Source organism: Seonamhaeicola maritimus, assembly GCF_008056315.1.
Classification (GTDB): domain Bacteria; phylum Bacteroidota; class Bacteroidia; order Flavobacteriales; family Flavobacteriaceae; genus Seonamhaeicola; species Seonamhaeicola maritimus.
In genome coordinates this window covers 126,212-143,202 of the sequence record NZ_VRKQ01000010.1, presented here as the reverse complement: position 1 = coordinate 143,202, position 16,991 = coordinate 126,212, and the positions used below count along the sequence as shown (strand labels likewise).

Below are 16,991 nucleotides of genomic sequence, written 5' to 3'. Positions count from 1 at the left end.
TTTTTATAAGTTTAACGGTACCATTATATACCTGCCAGTTAAATCATTAAACCAAATATCATAATCGTCTTCTACAATAACAGGGATTGAACCACCGCCATCAGTTGCCACTCCAGAAAAAGATGTTGTACTTCCCCAAGCGTTTCCATCAGCTATAAAAGCTAGCTCTCCAGGTACTAAATGTACTCCAGTTGCATACCATATATGACCATCAAAAGTTAAAGCAGTCATTGTCGTAGTTTCAACACTTGATCCTTGAATTTCGAGTGAAGTAGGGCTTGTAATTCCTGATTCATCGAATGACTCAACTGAAAACGTTTTACTAGCAAAATTGATTGTAAAGGTAAAGTAGCCAGAATCAGTTACGCCAAATCTCCCAGGATCTCTCATATCATCAGGGTCACTTGGGTTTGGTATACCTGGTGGATTACTAGCAATACCTCCACTAGCTTCTACTGGATCAGTATCATCTAAATCAGGATATGAAGTACCCCATTGAGGTTGCCATAGTCCCTTAGTTTCAAGAACTTTGAATCTGCCATCACCTGCATCAGAACCAGCCTTATCAAAATAACCTGTGTAATAGAATATCTGACTATTACTTTCATCTCTAAAAAGAGGTGGATTATTATCGTTATTATTCCACCCTCGTGCTGTTGCACTTCCCACTAAATAGTAATCTTCAAACGAATAGTTGAAATAAGGGTATACATCAAAGTTTAGAGTGTTTGAAGCAATAGGTTTACCTTGTTGAGTCCCTAAAGAAGCAACTACTCTAGTATATAAAGTAGCCCATTCAAATGGGTTTAAACCAGTATTACCAGCTGTTGCATTAATTTCACTTATTGAAAAAGTAATTGTGTTTCTTCCTGTTACCGTTGCAGCCGTATAAGATTCAGTAAAGGCTTCATCACTAGCAAATTCAACAGCGTAATTAACGGCGGTTTGTTGACCATAATCTGATTCTGACCAGCTTAAGGTTACTGCCGGGTTTGACGTATTTAAAGCGTCTAGCTCTAATTGAGAAAAGCTCAAATTTGTCAATACTGGTGCCGTTGGGTCAGATATATAGAATTTATCTGTAGTATCATCACAAGAGGTAGCAAAGAAAAGCATAACCAAACCAATGATACTAGAAATGTTTTTAAAATTTTTCATCATTTATAATTTTTTAAATTTTAATATCCTGGATTTTGAGTTAAGTTTGGATTAACTGCTAAACTTGCAGATGGAATAGGGTATAAAGCCATATGAGCAGGTAAAGCAATACCATTACTACCGTTTCCTTTCCAAGCCCAATTATAATTACCTCCAGTAAATCTACCGTATCTAATTAAGTCTTGTCTTCTATGAGCCTCCCAGTGTAGTTCTCTTGCTCTTTCGTCTAAAATATAATCTAGAGTCATTTCGCCAGAAGTTAAAATAGCTGGGTTATTAGCTCTTGTTCTTAATGAATTAAGATATCCAAGTGCCGTTGAAGCACTTCCTCCTCCTCCTCTTAAATGGGCTTCAGCATACATTAAGTATACGTCTGCTAATCTAAATAAAGGGAAGTCTGTATCAACAAAAGTTTGATCTACTCCAAATCCTCCCGTAGAGGTAGCATTTGAATACTTTTGAATAATGTATCCAGTATCTTTATCCGAGATATCAGAAATATCAATTGGTCTATCTTCCGTAATCAAAGTGTTTCTGTCGTCATCACCAAAAGCACCATCAAATAATTGAGCAAATTGTTTACGTACCCTAAGAGCACCTCCCCATCCACCAGCGCCTACACCAACTTCTGTTCCGTTTTCCTCAATGCTTCCTACAGCACCATTTATCATTACCGTTGTAGGACCATAGTTTTGTGTTGTAATACCATCAGAAACTATAGGGAAAATAACCTCCTCTATAGCAGAGTTGGTATTGTTGTCTGCCATGAAATTGTGTAAATAGTTACTAGCTAAGGAATAACCACTATTGATTATTTTGTCACAATAACTAACACAATCACTATATCTGTCTTCATTAATATAAACCTCTGCATTCAAATACATTTTAGCTAAAATCATGTAGGCAACTGCTTTATCAGCGCGTCCATATTGATTTTGTCTTGCACCTATTAAATCGGATTCAATTTCTAATAATTCAGATTCTACAAAGTTGAATAATTCTGCTCTACCATAAGCTGGAAGCTGAGAATTTAGAGCGTCATTTTCGGTAGTAAAATTTGCTTGTCCAAAAAGATCCATCATATAATAATATGCCATGGCTCTCATTAGTCTTGCCTCCGCTCTGTAAGCAGGAATTTCACTTCTTACTGATGAGGAAACCTCTCTAGCGTCTAGTTTTTCATCAGTAGTTTCTCTTAAAAAGTCATTAGCTAAAGCTATTGATAAGTGAGCTCTACTAAACATTCCTAATAATAGTGGGTTTTGAGCTGTCCAAAGATTTCTTTGTAACTCTCTGGTTCCTGGGTCATTCTCATAAGACCATATCATTTGGTCTGCAGCTAATGTTTGTGTATATAAAAGTACACGCCCAAATTGACTGGTTCCAGCATCAATATTTTTTAAGTTAGAACTGCCTGCACCATCTGTCCCTGTTAATGCTAAATTTGCATAAATACCCGCCAATACTTGCTTGTAGGCTCCTTCATCAACATATAAGTCTTCGCTTAATGTTGTTTGGTCATCATTTGGTGTTATATCTAAATCATCTGTACATGATGTAAATACCATTGCAAAAAGCAATATAAAACCAAGTGCTTTGTTTATTTTAAATCTTGTTTTCATAGTTATTTTTTTAAAATTTAAAATTAGCTCCCGCCAAAATTGTTCTTGGTCTAGGGTAAATCAAATTATCAATTCCATTAAATACTTCAGGATCTAAACCTGTGTAGTTAGTAATGGTGAATACATTTTGTATACCACCCCAAAGTCTCACACTTTTTAATCCTTTACATACATCATTAAATGTATATCCTAGAGTAATGTTGTCCATTTTTAAGAATGAAGCATCTTCTAAATAAATATCTGAGATAATCACATCTGATGTTCGTACAAAATTTGTATTTAATACAGATGTAGGCAAATTTCCTAATACGGCATTATCTTGAAGTCTCTCTAATTGAGCGTTCGAAGAGTTAACATTATTATAGACATAATTACCTAAGTTAGCTCTCATGTTAAATGCTAAATCGAAATTTTTGTAATTGATATTAGATTGGAAACCTAGAATAACATCTGCTCCAGGATTCTCTTTTAAGTATCTATCGTCATCATTTATAACATTATCTCCGTTAGTATCTAAATAAGCACCTTCAATTGGGTTTCCAGCAACATCATATAATTGTTTGTAAACACTAAATGAGTTTGGCGCTTCTCCAATTCTATGTAATTGAATGTTATTACCTGTTCCGCCTGCAATACCACCAGTTCTTACGTCTTGACCCAAAGCTAAGTTTTGAATTTCTCTATCTAAAAAAGTAGCATTGAAATTAAAGTCTATGCTTAAATCGTCTTTTTTAATGACATCTACGTTGGTAGAAAACTCAATACCTTGAATTTGTAACTCACCAATGTTTTGAACTACGCTGTTTGAGAAATTTGCGCCATCTGCGACAGCAGCAACAAACAATAAATCTTTAGAATTCTTTTGGAATAAATTTAATGATCCTGACACACGATTGTTAAATAAACCATAATCTATACCAAATTCCAGTGTTGAAGTTTCTTCCCATTTCAAATCTGGGTTGATTTCAGATGCAATTAAAGATTGGATAACTACATTATCAAATTGGTATTGAGAATTTTGGTCACCTGCTCTATAACGGTTTAAGAAAACGTCTTTTTCACCAACATCTTGCTGCCCTGTAATACCGTAACCAGCTCTTAATTTTAAGTTAGAAATTACATTAGAGTCTTTTAAAAAGTCCTCATCGCTAATATTCCAAGCAACTGCCGCTGCAGGGAAATCACCCCATCTATTTTTTTCACTGAAACGCGATGTTCCATCACGTCTGTATGTCAGCGTTACCAAGTATTTGTCTGATAAAGTAAAGTTTGCTCTACCAAAGTAACCAATTAATACTACGTCTGGATCAGCAAAGGTAGAAGGGAAACTAAGAGGGTCTCTTTTGTTTCCTGTATTATCACCTTCATTTGTGAATCTTTGATAAGAATAACCAGCGGTAAACTCAGTTCTGAATTTGTCAAATTCCTTATTATAAGTTAAATAACCATCTAGCAACTCATTGGTTCTTTTTTGAAAACCTAATGAAGAATTACCTTTAACATCATCATTGGTTGCAACCAAAGTAGAAGAAGAATTAATAGTTTTTGCTTTAATATTGTCATAACCAATATTTACAACTGCTCTTAATTCTGGTAAGAAATGGAATTTGTAATCAAAATTTATATTTCCATAGCTTCTGTTAGAATCACCTAAGTTATTTGTTTGTAATAATGAAGCTACTGGGTTTGTTGTTCCGTTAGAAACTATAGAACCGTTTCTATGTTGATAAAACCCTCCAAAAGGAGAAGACTGGTCGTAAACAGGTTTAGTAGGGTTGTATCTTAAGGCAGCCCCTATTTGACCTGAATCACCAAACCTGTTATCTTCAAAAGAAAGATTTGCGTTAATGTTAATTTTTAAGTGATCATCAAAAAGGCTAGGGTTTAATGCTAAACCTAAGTTTCTACGCTCAAATGTTGAAGTTAAAAGCGCACCTTCTTGATCTGTAAGTCCAAAAGAAAATCTTGCTGGAATTGCTTTAAAAAGTGATCCCTGTAAAGATAGGTTATGTTGAGATGATACCGTATTTCTAAAAATCTCATCTTGCCAATTAGTGTTGGCACCACCTAAAAGACTTTCGTCTAGAGTAGTTCCGTTAATTGGTTGAGACCTTACTAAGTTTCTATAATCATTCCCATTGAAAACGTTTATTCTGTCGGTTAATTCTCCAAAACTATATTGAGAGTCTAATGTCGCACTAAACGTTGATTTACCTTTTTTGGTAACAATAATTATAACACCATTGGCAGCTCTAGAACCATATATTGCTGTAGCTGAAGCATCTTTTAAAACCGAGAACGAATCAATATCGCTAGGATTGATACTTGCTAAAACACCTCTAGATCCACCTACGCCGTTATTAGTAATAGGTAAACCATCGATAATAATTAGCGGGTCATTTGATGCCGAAATTGAGGAGCCACCACGAATTCTAATTTGCGAACCGGAACCAGGAGCACCACTTGTTGTAATACTAACACCAGAAATTCTACCACTTAAAAGATTTTCAGGAGTTACAATATTTCCTTTAGTAAAATCTTCAGATGTAATAGCTTCTACAGAACCGGTAGCGTCCTTTTTAGTTGTAGAACCATATCCAATAATTACAACCTCATCCAATTGGGCAGCATCTTCGGTTAATTCAACATTCAGATTTGCTTGACCAGTAAAAGTAGCTTCTATAGGTTGATAGCCAACGTAAGTAAAGACTAAAATGTCTCCGTTGTTAGCTTCAATCTGATAGTTGCCATCAAAGTCTGTAGCAGTTCCTGTAGTTGTACCTTTAATAACAACATTTACTCCAGGTAGAGGAATAGCTGTTGATTTTTCTGTTACCGTTCCTTTTACTATAGATTGTGCAAATATTCCAATTGGCACAAAAAATATAAAAAGTAGTAACCTATTCATTGTTGTTTTCATACAATAACTTTTAAAATTAATGTCTAGTTAGTCAATTATATTTTCACTTCTCGAGGATAAAACTAGATAAAGAAACTGTAAACAAAGAATTTAGAATTACGAAATTCCTAGCGAAAACGTTTTCGTGTTGACAACTTTTTAGTTTTTAGTCGAAAAACTAAGAAAACCTAATATTTGAGCAGTTGTTTTAATATGTTTATATTTAACTTTACAAATGCAATTTCCCTACTAAACTGATTATTAGCACATGAAGAGAAAAATTACATTAAAACAGATTGCCAAAGAATTAGACGTGTCGGTTTCTACTGTTTCAAAAGCCTTGAGTGGAAGCAAAGAAATAAGTGAAGATACTACACAGAAAATTCAAGCCTTTGCTAAACTTTATAACTATCGTCCCAATAATATTGCCCTTAGTTTAAAGAATAGAAAGACTAAGACAATTGGGATCCTTATTCCCGAAATAGTACATCACTTCTTTTCAACAGTGATTAGAGGTATTGAAAGAGTTGCTAATAGAAGAGGTTATAACGTAATTGTGGGCTTGTCGAATGAATCATTTACCAAAGAAGTTATCAATATGGAACTACTTGCTGGGGGTAGTATTGATGGTTTTATTCTATCCATTTCTAAGGAAACATTATTGAAACAGGATTATCATCATTTTAATGCTACTATTGATCAAGGAATGCCAATAGTGATGTTTGATCGGGTTGTTGCTGAGGTAGATTGTGATAAGGTGATTGTTGATGATATGAAAGGCGCGGTTAAGGCCGTGAAAAAACTTATTGAAAATGATTGTAAAAATATAGCATTAATCACTACAATGGACTATGTAAGTGTTGGTAGACTAAGAACCCAAGGGTATTTACAAGCTTTACAAGAAAATGAGATTGAGGCAGAGCCTAACCTGATTTTAAAGATTGATGATAGTTTGGATGTTGAAAATCATTTAGAGATTCTTGAAAATGAAATAGAAACCTTTTTCAGAATGAATAAAAACATTGATGGGGTGTTTGCCGTAAACGAGCTTTATGCCGTTACAGCAATGAAAGTTGCTAGAAAATTAGGGTTAAATATTCCAGATGATATTCAGGTTATAGGATTTACAGATGGGGTGCTTTCAAAGCACGCCACACCAAGCTTGACAACCGTTAGTCAGCATGGTCAAAAAATTGGCGAACAGTCAGCAAATTTGCTTATTGACAGGCTTGAAGCAGAGGATGCTGAACAGGATTCTTACATAGTAAATACAGACCGTAAAAAGGACTTTATAAAGATGGTAATTGAGACCGAAATTATTGAGAGAGAATCTACTAAATCAAAAATTTATTTGGAAGAATAAAAATCTTTTCTATATCTTTGATGCGAAATCAAAACTTATATTTTCACTTCTCACATAAGTTTTGATAAGTATATATCGCTTATCAAATAGTATTAATTTAAACATACTATTTAATGGAAAAGCGTAGATTAAGTTTCTGGGAAATTTGGAACATGAGTTTCGGTTTCTTAGGAATCCAATTCGGATTTGCATTACAAAATGCTAATACCTCCAGAATATTTGAAACCCTTGGAGCACAAGTAGATGAACTTGCTGTTTATTGGCTAGCAGCTCCTGTAACTGGGTTAATAGTTCAACCCATAATTGGATACTTTAGTGATAGGACTTGGCATAAAAAATTAGGTCGACGTAGACCCTATTTCTTAGCTGGGGCTATTTTGGCATCAATTGCCTTATGTTTAATGCCCAATTCTCCAATATTATGGATGGCAATTGGCGTATTGTGGATTATGGATGCATCAATAAACATTACCATGGAGCCATTCAGGGCTTTTGTTGGGGATAATTTATCTGATAAGCAAAGAACTTTAGGTTTTGCTATGCAAAGCTTTTTTATAGGAATTGGTGGTTTTGTGGGGTCTTCTTTACCGTATGTGTTTTCCAATTGGTTTAATATAAGTGATACGGCACCCGAAGGAGTTATACCGGATACTGTTAAGTATTCTTTTTATATTGGAGCCGCCGCCTTTTTCTTAGCGGTGCTTTGGACTGTGGTTCGATCAAAGGAATATACTCCTGAAGAATTTGAGGCGTTTGAGAAAGCTAATCATGTTGAAGGGGAAGAGGAATCCCAAATTGAAGTAAGTACAAATAAACAGGTTAGAACCGGATTAGTAATGATGGTTATTGGCCTATTAGCAACAATGGCGATTGTTTTTTACGATCTTAAAAAGGACCTTTATATTCTAACTGTTGGTATTGCTTTTGTTGGTTTACTATTTATTCTTGCAGCTTTCTTAAGAAGAGCAAATGCAAATAATGGGTTTGTTAGTATAATGACTGATTTACTGCGAATGCCAAAGACAATGAAACAACTAGCGCCTGTTCAGTTTTTTTCATGGTTTGCCATGTTTTCAATGTGGATTTATGCAACATCAGGGGTTACAAGCCATATTTATGGTACTTCTGATACTACTTCAAGTCTGTATAATGAAGGTGCTGATTGGGTTGGGGTTTTAATGGGGATTAAATTTTTGGTGGCAGCATTGGTGTCATTTTTAATTCCTGTTTTGGCAAAATATACGAGTAGAAAATGGGCACATTTAATCTGTCTTACTTTAGGAGGTTTAGGGTTGATATCATATTATTTTGTAGGAAATCCAGATTACCTATTAATATCAATGATTGGTGTTGGTATTTCATGGGCTTCAATTCTTTCAATTCCATATGCTATGTTAACAGGAGCACTTCCATCAAACAAGATGGGATATTACATGGGAGTATTCAATTTCTTTATTGTAATACCACAAATTGTAGCTGCCTCATTACTTGGGTTTATGCTTAATAGCTTTTTTAATAGTGAACCAATTTATGCATTAGTTGTAGGTGGAGTATCCATGATTATTGCAGGTTTATTGACATTAAGAGTGACAGATAAAATAACTGATTAGAAAAATGAACAAGATAGGAGTTATATTCGATTTAGACGGTGTCATTGTAGACACTGCTAAATATCATTATTTAGCTTGGAAAGAGCTTGCAGATGATTTGGGATTCGAATTTACCGAGAAACATAATGAGTTACTTAAAGGTGTAAGTAGAGTGCGCTCGTTAGAAATCTTATTAGGAATTGGAAATATTAGTATTTCCGAAGAAAAAAAACAAGAATATCTGGTAAGTAAAAATGAGGAATATTTAGGTTATATAACAAAAATGGGGGCGAATGAAATTCTTCCTGGTGCCTCAGAACTGTTAGATGCTTTAGATAATGTAGGTATTAAGTACGTGCTAGGTTCTGCAAGTAAAAATGCACCTTTAATTCTAAAACAAATCGGGCTATATGATAGGTTTGCTGGTATTGTAGATGGTAATAGTGTTTCAAAGGCAAAACCAGACCCTGAGGTGTTTTTAATTGGAGCTGAAAAGCTTAATCTAACACCAAAACAATGTGTCGTTTTTGAAGATGCCATTGCTGGTATTGAAGCTGCAAAAAATGCTAACATGATTTCCGTAGGGATAGGGGATGAAAACACCTTAAAGGAAGCAGATTACAATTTTAACAACTTGACTGAAGTCCCTAGTGACTTTTTCGAAAAGTTAGTGACATTAAATTGAGAGAACAATGAATCAAGATTATATAAAACCAGATAACTGGTCAATCATAGAAGAAGGCTTTGACCCTAGTAGAGTTGAATCTTCTGAGAGTTTATTTAGTATAGGTAATGGAGCCATGGGGCAACGCGCGAATTTTGAAGAAACTTATACTGGAGAAACCTTTCAAGGAAGTTACATTGCCGGCGTTTATTACCCAGATAAAACTCGTGTAGGATGGTGGAAAAATGGCTATCCTGAGTATTTTGCTAAAGTGTTAAATGCACCAAATTGGATTGGGGTAAATGTGTTGGTAAATGGAGAATCTCTAGATTTAAACACTTGCAAACAATTAAGAGGTTTTAGAAGAGAGCTTAATATGAAGGAAGGATGGTTGTCTAGAAACTTTACTGCAACACTTCAAAATAGTGTTACCGTAGAAGTAACTACAAAACGTTTTTTGAGCTTAGAATTGGATGAATTGGGAGCTATTCAATTTAGCATTATACCAGTTAATTCTGATGCTGAAATTACTTTTCAACCTTATTTAGATAATGGTATAACTAATAAAGATACCAATTGGGATGATAAGTTTTGGGATGTTTCAGGGGTAAGTCACAAGAACCATCAAGGGTTTATTGAGGCTAAAACAATGAAAACAGATTTTCATATATGTACGTATATGGAGTCTCAATTATATGTTAATGGTAAACAAGTTGCTATTGAGCCAAAAGTTCAAGTAGATTCTAATTACATTTCGTTTGATTATAAGCAGAGTGTAAAGAAAGGGGATACATTTACCATTACAAAATATGGTGGGTACACCGTTGACCGAAATCATGACAAAAAAGAGTTGGTTTCAGCAGCAATAAAAGTATTAAAAGAGGCCATAAAATTTGGTTTTGAGGGACTCTTAGAAAAGCAAAAAGAGGCATGGGCCAGTATTTGGGAACGTGCTGATATTACTATAGATGGAGATGTAAAAGCTCAACAAGGTATTCGCTTTAATATCTTCCAATTAAATCAAACATATTTAGGAACCGATTCAAGATTAAACATCGGCCCTAAAGGGTTTACTGGTGAAAAATATGGTGGTAGTACCTATTGGGATACTGAAGCCTATTGTATTCCATTTTATATGGCAACTAAAGATCAAGAAGTGGCCAGAAAACTATTAGAGTATAGATATAATCATTTAGAAAAAGCCATTGAAAATGCTGAAAAATTAGGTTTTACTAATGGGGCTGCATTGTACCCAATGGTAACTATGAATGGAGAAGAATGCCATAATGAATGGGAGATTACTTTTGAGGAAATTCACAGAAATGGAGCCATTGCTTTTGCTATTTTTAATTATCACAGATATACCGCAGATTATAGTTATATCCCCGAAAAAGGATTAGAAGTATTAATTGGAATTGCCAGATTTTGGCAACAACGAGCTACGTTTTCAAAAGATAAAAACAAATATGTTATTCTAGGGGTTACGGGACCAAACGAATATGAAAATAATGTAAATAATAACTGGTATACAAACTATTTAGCACAGTGGTGTATTAATTATGCTCTTGAATGTATAGAAAAGGTAGATGCGGGATATCAGTCAGACTTTTTAAGAATTGCAAAAAAAGTAGCCCTGACTAAAGGTGAAATGGCTCTTTGGAAAGCAGTAGCTGATAATATGTATTTTCCATATTCTCAAAAGCACCATGTGTATTTACAGCAAGATGGTTTTTTAGATAAGGAGTTAATATCAGTATCAGAATTAGATGCTTCTCAAAGGCCAATTAATCAACATTGGTCATGGGATAGGATTTTACGTTCGCCTTATATTAAACAAGCAGATATTCTTCAAGGATTTTACTTTTTTGAAGACCAATTCACAAATGAAGAATTAGAACGTCACTTCGATTTTTACGAGCCTTATACGGTTCATGAGAGTTCATTGTCGCCTTGTGTGCATAGTATACAGGCTGCTCAACTAGGAAGAATGGAACAGGCTTATAACTTCTATTTACGTACATCTCGATTAGATTTAGATGATTACAATCACGAAGTGCATGAAGGCTTACACATTACATCTATGGCGGGAACTTGGATGAGTATTGTTGAAGGTTTTGGTGGTATGCGCATAAAAGATAATATGTTGTCTTTTAAGCCTCAAATCCCGAAACAATGGAAAGGCTATTCGTTTAAAGTAAACTTTAGAGATACTATTATAAAAGTAAATGTATCTCAAGATGCAACCAATTTTGAATTGGAAAGCGATCATGAAACACAAATTTTGGTGAACGATAATCCAGTGACTATTACACCTGATAATTTGGTAACTGTATAACCAAAACCTAATAAAAAACCAGATGAAAGGATTATTAAAGCTATTAGCAATTATTATATTGTTTATGGGGTATTCCTGTAAACAAAATAATTCGCAAGAACCCCATATTACACCGAGTGAATCTGTTACAGAAATTTATGATATTGAACTCATAGAACCTCTTAACTGGTGGGTTGGGTTTAAAAATCAAGAACTACAACTTTTGGTAAAGCACCAAGAAATTTCAAAAGCTACTCCTAAAATTAATTATTCTGGTGTTACTATAAGAGAAGTTCATAAGGCAGATAGCCCTAACTATTTGTTTATTGATTTAATGATTTCTGAAAACACAAAAGCAGGGAAATTCAATATTGAGTTTGTTTTTGAAAACGGAGAGAGTTTAACACATACATATGAGCTCAAGGCTAGACAAAAATCACCAGAAGAATACAAAGGTTTTGATAGCTCAGACGCTATATATCTAATCACTCCTGATAGGTTTGTAAATGCGAATCCGGAAAATGATATTGTTGAGACTTTAAACGAAACAACAATTGACAGAACAGATGGTTACAAACGTCATGGTGGTGATATTGCAGGAATCATTAATCACATAGACTATATTCATGATATGGGTTTTACGGCTATTTGGCCTTGTCCATTATTAACTAATGATATGCCACGAGGTTCTTATCATGGTTATGCCATGACTGATTTTTATGAGATTGATCCAAGGTTTGGTACTATGAAAGAGTATCTTGAATTATCATCTAAATTATCAGATAAAGATATGAAACTTGTTATGGATCAGGTGGCTAATCATTGCGGTTTAGAGCATTGGTGGATGAAAGATTTGCCATTTAAGGATTGGGTAAATTACCAGGCACATTATGAAAAAAACAAGGAAAATTGGAATGGTTTAGTTACTAAAACTTCAAGCCATAGAAGAACTTCTAACCAAGATCTTTATGCTTCTCAAGTAGATAAGGAAGACATGACGGATGGTTGGTTTGTTTCTGGAATGCCAGATCTAAATCAACGTAATCCATTTATGGCTAAATATATTATTCAAAATAGTATTTGGTGGGTTGAAACTGCCAATTTAGGGGGTATTCGTCAAGATACTTATCCATATCCAGATAAACATTTTATGAGTAATTGGGTAAGAGCTATTATGACCGAGTATCCAAACTTTAGTATAGTTGGAGAACAATGGAGTTATAATCCACTAGTTATAAGTTATTGGCAAGAAGGAGCCATTAATAAAGATGGTTATGATTCTGATTTAAAATCCGTAATGGATTTTCCTATGCAGCAAAACATTGTCGATGCTTTGAATGAAAATGAGGCTTGGGACAAAGGCTTAGTTAAAATTTATGAAGGTTTAGCTAATGATTTTCATTATGCAAATCCAAAAGATTTATTAATTTTTCCTGATAACCATGATATGAGTCGCATATTTACACAATTGGGAGGTGATAAAATAAATACTAAAATAGCTTTAAGTTATCTGCTTACCTTACCTAGAATCCCTCAGGTTTATTATGGTACGGAAATACTAATGGATGATTTTGATAACCCAGGTGATCATGGCCTTATAAGAACCGATTTTTCTGGTGGTTGGAAAGGTGATGAAGTGAATGCATTTACAGGTGAAGGCCTAACGGCAGATCAAAAAGATATGCAATCATTTTTACGTAAGGTTCTTAATTATAGAAAAAGCAGTAAAGCAATACACAATGGCGAAACCATGCATTTTGCGCCTCAAAATGGCGTTTATGTTCTGTTTAGAATCCTTGGAGATGAAACGGTAGTACATGTCATAAATAAAAATGAAGGTGTAACAAACTTGGATTTGCCCAGGTTTAATGAAATAGATCTTAACGGAAAAACTTTAAAAAATATTATTACCGACGAGACTATAGTTTGGGGTGATATGTTAAAGTTAAATGAAAAAGGGAGTATGATTTTAACCACTAAGTTTTAGATATGAAACGGTTAATAGCAATCTGCTTCCTTTTAACTTTTTTGTCTTGTAAAAATATTAAAAAGGAAGATGTTTCTACAGCAAGCAAGATTATTGATGTAGAAATCTATAAACTTGAAAACATCATGTTATCAAGTGGTTCGTTATTTAGAATAGATAGCCTTAAATCAAATTACATTAAACCCCGTCCAGTCGATGTTTGGTTACCAGAAGACTATTCAAAAGACAAAAAATATGCGGTGTTATACATGCACGACGGACAGATGTTATTTGATAGTACAGTAACATGGAACAAGCAGGAATGGAAAGTTGATGAGTGGGCGTCAAAGCTTATGAATGAAGATAAAGTGAAAGATTTTATTGTTGTTGGTATTTGGAACATTAGGGAGTTAAGGAACTCTAATTATTTTCCTGAAAAGGTTTTCAACGCCATGAGCAAAAAGGATAAGGATTCATTAACCGAAGTAGGTAGGCGTCATAAATGGATAAATACCATCAATTCTGATGATTACCTTAAGTTTATTGTTGAAGAGGTGAAGCCGTTTATAGATACTCATTATAGTTGTTTAACAGATAAGGATAACACTTTTGTGATGGGATCCAGTAGAGGAGGTTTGATTTCCATGTATGCAATTAGCGAATATCCTAATGTTTTCGGAGGAGCCGCTTGTCTGTCTACCCATTGGATAGGTACTTATGATAATATTGATAATGGTATTCCTGATGCCTTTTTTGATTATATGAAATTGCATCTGCCAGATAGCAAAAACCATAAGCTGTATTTTGATTATGGAGATAAAACCTTAGATGAAAAGTATTTAACATATCAAGATAAAGCAGATAAGGTCATTAAAGGGAAGGGGCATATAAATAACATTAAGTTTCCTGGAACAGATCATTCTGAAATTTCATGGGGGGCAAGATTAGATATTCCGTTAACTTTTTTATTAGGCAATGAAAATGAATAGATTTCTAATAGGTTTAATAGTGTTTTTTGTTGGAATTTTTGCGTTTGGGCAAAATGAAAACAGAAAATTTGAAGCCTTTATTGAAAAAGAAAATCACGTTATTGTAAAAGTAAGTGATGGGGAATATCGCATTCATTTCTACACACCAGAAATACTTGAGACTACTTTTATTCCAAAAAAGGAGAAATTTAAAGAAGAGTCGCATGCAGTTGTCTTTACCCAGCAAGATGTAAAAACCTCAAGTATTGATGATGGGTCAAATATTATAATTTCTTCAAAGGATTTAGGTGTTACTATTCAAAAGCAACCTTTCCAAATATCCTATTCAAACAAAGGGAAGTCCTTAATTTCTGAAAAACGAGGTTACTTTAAATCTGTTCATAAACCAATTGATTTGGTGCATGATAATATTACTGCTAAAACAACCGAAAAGATAGAATTCAATTTATCATCTGATGAGGTGCTTTATGGTGGTGGTGCTAGGGCACTTGGAATGGACAGAAGAGGAAATAAATTACCATTGTTCAACAAGGCTCATTACGGTTATGAAACTAAAAGTGAGCTTATGAATTTTACTTTGCCAATTGTTTTGTCATCAAAACAATACATGATTCATTTCGATAATGCACCAGTTGGTTATTTAGATTTGGATAGTAAAGGTGTTAATACGCTTACTTATGAAACTATTTCTGGCAGGAAAACTTATCAAGTTATTGTAGGTGATTCATGGTATGATATTGTTAATAATTATACCAATTTAACAGGAAAACAACCTATGCCTCCACGTTGGGCTTTAGGTAATTTTTCAAGTAGGTTTGGTTATCATTCACAAAAAGAAACGGAGAACACCATTTCTAAATTTAAAGAAGATGAAATTCCTGTAGATGCCGTTATTTTAGACTTGTATTGGTTTGGAAAGGAAATTACGGGTACAATGGGAAATTTAGAATTCCATAGAGATTCATTTCCTAATCCCGAACAAATGATTAAAAATCTTCGGGATAAAAATGTAGAAACCATTTTAATTACAGAGCCCTTTGTTTTAACAACATCTGGGAAATGGAAGGAAGCTGTAGAAGAAAATGTTTTATCAAAAGATTCAATTGGAAACCCCTTTACTTTTGATTTCTATTTCGGAAATACTGGTCTCATAGATATTTATAATCCAAAAGGAGAGCAATGGTTTAAAAATATCTATAAAGATTTAGCTGATTTTGGGGTAACTGGATTTTGGGGAGATTTAGGAGAACCAGAAGTGCACCCTGAAGGCTTATTACATGCTTCTGGAACTGCCAATGAAATGCATAATATTTATGGTCATAATTGGGCAGAATTAGTTTATGAAGCAAATATAGAAGTAAATCCAAACCAGAGACCATTTATTTTAATGCGTGCTGGATATTCCGGGTCTCAAAGATATGGAATGATTCCATGGTCTGGTGATGTTAACAGAACCTGGGGTGGACTGCAAAGTCAACCAGAAATAGCGTTACAAATGGGTATGCAGGGGTTGGCATATATGCATTCAGATTTAGGAGGTTTTGCAGGAGCAAATCTAGATGATGAACTTTATGTACGTTGGTTGCAATATGGGGTTTTTCAACCAATATACCGTCCACATGCACAAGAAGAAGTGCCAAGTGAACCTGTTTTTAGAAGTGATGAAGCAAAGGCTTTGGCTAAAGAAGCCATTGAATTGCGTTACCAATTGCTGCCCTATAATTATAATTTGGTTTATGAAAACAATCAATTTGGTAAGCCATTTATGCGCCCACTATTTTTTGAGGAATCGGATAATGCAGAATTGTTTAATTATTCCAAAACCTATTTATGGGGGAATGATATTTTAGTGTCTCCGGTTTTATATCAAGGGCAAAAAGAGCAAGAAGTATACTTTCCTAAAAATGCTGTTTGGTTCGATTTTTATTCAAATGAATCTATTGAAGGAGGGCAAACAAAAGGCGTTGGCTTAAACAAAAAATCTATTCCAACCTATGTGAGAGCGGGAGCATTCATTCTAATGTCAAAACCTATACAATCCACTAAGGAATATGATGCTAATAATTTAGACGTTCATTATTATTTAGATGCTTCTGTTGGAGAAAGCGAGCAGAAATATTATAACGATGATGGGAAAACCCCTGAAGCATTAGAGAAAGGTGATTATGAGATTATCGAATTCAAATCTGAATTCAAGAATTCACGTTTAGAAATAGAATTTGAGGCTGAAATAGGAGATAGATTTAACACTGAATCCAAAAACATCAATTTGATAATACATAATGTCAAAAAACAGCCAAAACGTATCAGGGTTAATGGGAAAAAAGCGTTGATTAATTGGAATAATAAAACTAAAACGATGAGTGTTCCAATTAAGTGGAATACTTCAGAAGAAATCGAAATTAAAATAAAACTTAAAAAGTAGCA

Annotated in this window: 10 protein-coding genes; 7 read left to right on the top strand and 3 right to left on the bottom strand. The window is 34.2% G+C overall.

Translation table 11 applies throughout. From position 1 onward, the window contains the following. Nucleotides 1–3: 3 nt before the first annotated feature. The 3 genes from FUA22_RS08690 to FUA22_RS08680 are packed head-to-tail and all read right to left on the bottom strand — an operon-like array spanning nt 4 to nt 5,700. On the bottom strand, nt 4–1,161 hold the full coding sequence (locus FUA22_RS08690) for a SusE domain-containing protein (RefSeq protein ID WP_147767576.1): 1,158 nt from the start codon (nt 1,159–1,161) through the stop codon (nt 4–6). Between the two features lie 17 nt (nt 1,162–1,178). Continuing rightward, a complete protein-coding gene (locus FUA22_RS08685) occupies nt 1,179–2,780 on the bottom strand; it encodes a RagB/SusD family nutrient uptake outer membrane protein (RefSeq protein WP_147767575.1) in 1,602 nt (533 codons plus the stop codon). Between the two features lie 10 nt (nt 2,781–2,790). Beyond that, a complete protein-coding gene (locus FUA22_RS08680; protein WP_241664795.1) occupies nt 2,791–5,700 on the bottom strand; it encodes a SusC/RagA family TonB-linked outer membrane protein in 2,910 nt (969 codons plus the stop codon). A 247-nt stretch (nt 5,701–5,947) separates the two neighbouring features. Here FUA22_RS08680 and FUA22_RS08675 point away from each other — a divergent pair, with 247 nt between their 5' ends. The 7 genes from FUA22_RS08675 (at nt 5,948) to FUA22_RS08645 (ending at nt 16,989) form a co-directional block, all read left to right on the top strand. Beyond that, a complete protein-coding gene (locus FUA22_RS08675) occupies nt 5,948–7,042 on the top strand; it encodes a LacI family DNA-binding transcriptional regulator (RefSeq protein WP_147767574.1) in 1,095 nt (364 codons plus the stop codon). A gap of 113 nt (nt 7,043–7,155) precedes the next feature. Beyond that, nucleotides 7,156–8,652 (top strand): MFS transporter, encoded by a 1,497-nt coding sequence (locus tag FUA22_RS08670; protein WP_147767573.1) that lies wholly within the window; start codon nt 7,156–7,158, stop codon nt 8,650–8,652. Nucleotides 8,653–8,656: 4 nt separating this feature from the next. Then, nucleotides 8,657–9,316: a beta-phosphoglucomutase gene (gene pgmB / locus FUA22_RS08665; RefSeq protein WP_147767572.1), complete on the top strand. Its 660-nt coding sequence runs from the start codon at nt 8,657–8,659 to the stop codon at nt 9,314–9,316. 7 nt (nt 9,317–9,323) lie between these two features. Further along, nucleotides 9,324–11,630, top strand: a complete 2,307-nt coding sequence (locus FUA22_RS08660; RefSeq protein WP_147767571.1) for a glycoside hydrolase family 65 protein — start codon at nt 9,324–9,326, stop codon at nt 11,628–11,630. 22 nt (nt 11,631–11,652) lie between these two features. Continuing rightward, nucleotides 11,653–13,596, top strand: a complete 1,944-nt coding sequence (locus FUA22_RS08655) for a glycoside hydrolase family 13 protein (protein WP_147767570.1) — start codon at nt 11,653–11,655, stop codon at nt 13,594–13,596. Nucleotides 13,597–13,598: 2 nt separating this feature from the next. Next, the gene (locus tag FUA22_RS08650) at nt 13,599–14,564 is read left to right on the top strand and encodes an alpha/beta hydrolase (RefSeq protein ID WP_147767569.1); all 966 of its coding nucleotides are present in this window, start codon (nt 13,599–13,601) and stop codon (nt 14,562–14,564) included. Continuing rightward, complete coding sequence (locus tag FUA22_RS08645; protein ID WP_241664794.1) at nt 14,557–16,989, top strand: glycoside hydrolase family 31 protein; 2,433 nt, start codon at nt 14,557–14,559, stop codon at nt 16,987–16,989. Before FUA22_RS08650 ends, FUA22_RS08645 begins: the two co-directional genes overlap by 8 nt. Nucleotides 16,990–16,991: the final 2 nt, after the last annotated feature.

What these genes read in the sequence shown, in the direction of transcription:
- FUA22_RS08690 (WP_147767576.1), bottom strand. Translation starts at nt 1,161, where the DNA reads ATGATGAAAAATTTTAAAAACATTTCTAGTATCATTGGTTTGGTTATG.
- FUA22_RS08685 (WP_147767575.1), bottom strand. Translation starts at nt 2,780, where the DNA reads ATGAAAACAAGATTTAAAATAAACAAAGCACTTGGTTTTATATTGCTT.
- FUA22_RS08680 (WP_241664795.1), bottom strand. Translation starts at nt 5,700, where the DNA reads ATGAAAACAACAATGAATAGGTTACTACTTTTTATATTTTTTGTGCCA.
- FUA22_RS08675 (WP_147767574.1), top strand. Translation starts at nt 5,948, where the DNA reads ATGAAGAGAAAAATTACATTAAAACAGATTGCCAAAGAATTAGACGTG.
- FUA22_RS08670 (WP_147767573.1), top strand. Translation starts at nt 7,156, where the DNA reads ATGGAAAAGCGTAGATTAAGTTTCTGGGAAATTTGGAACATGAGTTTC.
- pgmB (WP_147767572.1), top strand. Translation starts at nt 8,657, where the DNA reads ATGAACAAGATAGGAGTTATATTCGATTTAGACGGTGTCATTGTAGAC.
- FUA22_RS08660 (WP_147767571.1), top strand. Translation starts at nt 9,324, where the DNA reads ATGAATCAAGATTATATAAAACCAGATAACTGGTCAATCATAGAAGAA.
- FUA22_RS08655 (WP_147767570.1), top strand. Translation starts at nt 11,653, where the DNA reads ATGAAAGGATTATTAAAGCTATTAGCAATTATTATATTGTTTATGGGG.
- FUA22_RS08650 (WP_147767569.1), top strand. Translation starts at nt 13,599, where the DNA reads ATGAAACGGTTAATAGCAATCTGCTTCCTTTTAACTTTTTTGTCTTGT.
- FUA22_RS08645 (WP_241664794.1), top strand. Translation starts at nt 14,557, where the DNA reads ATGAATAGATTTCTAATAGGTTTAATAGTGTTTTTTGTTGGAATTTTT.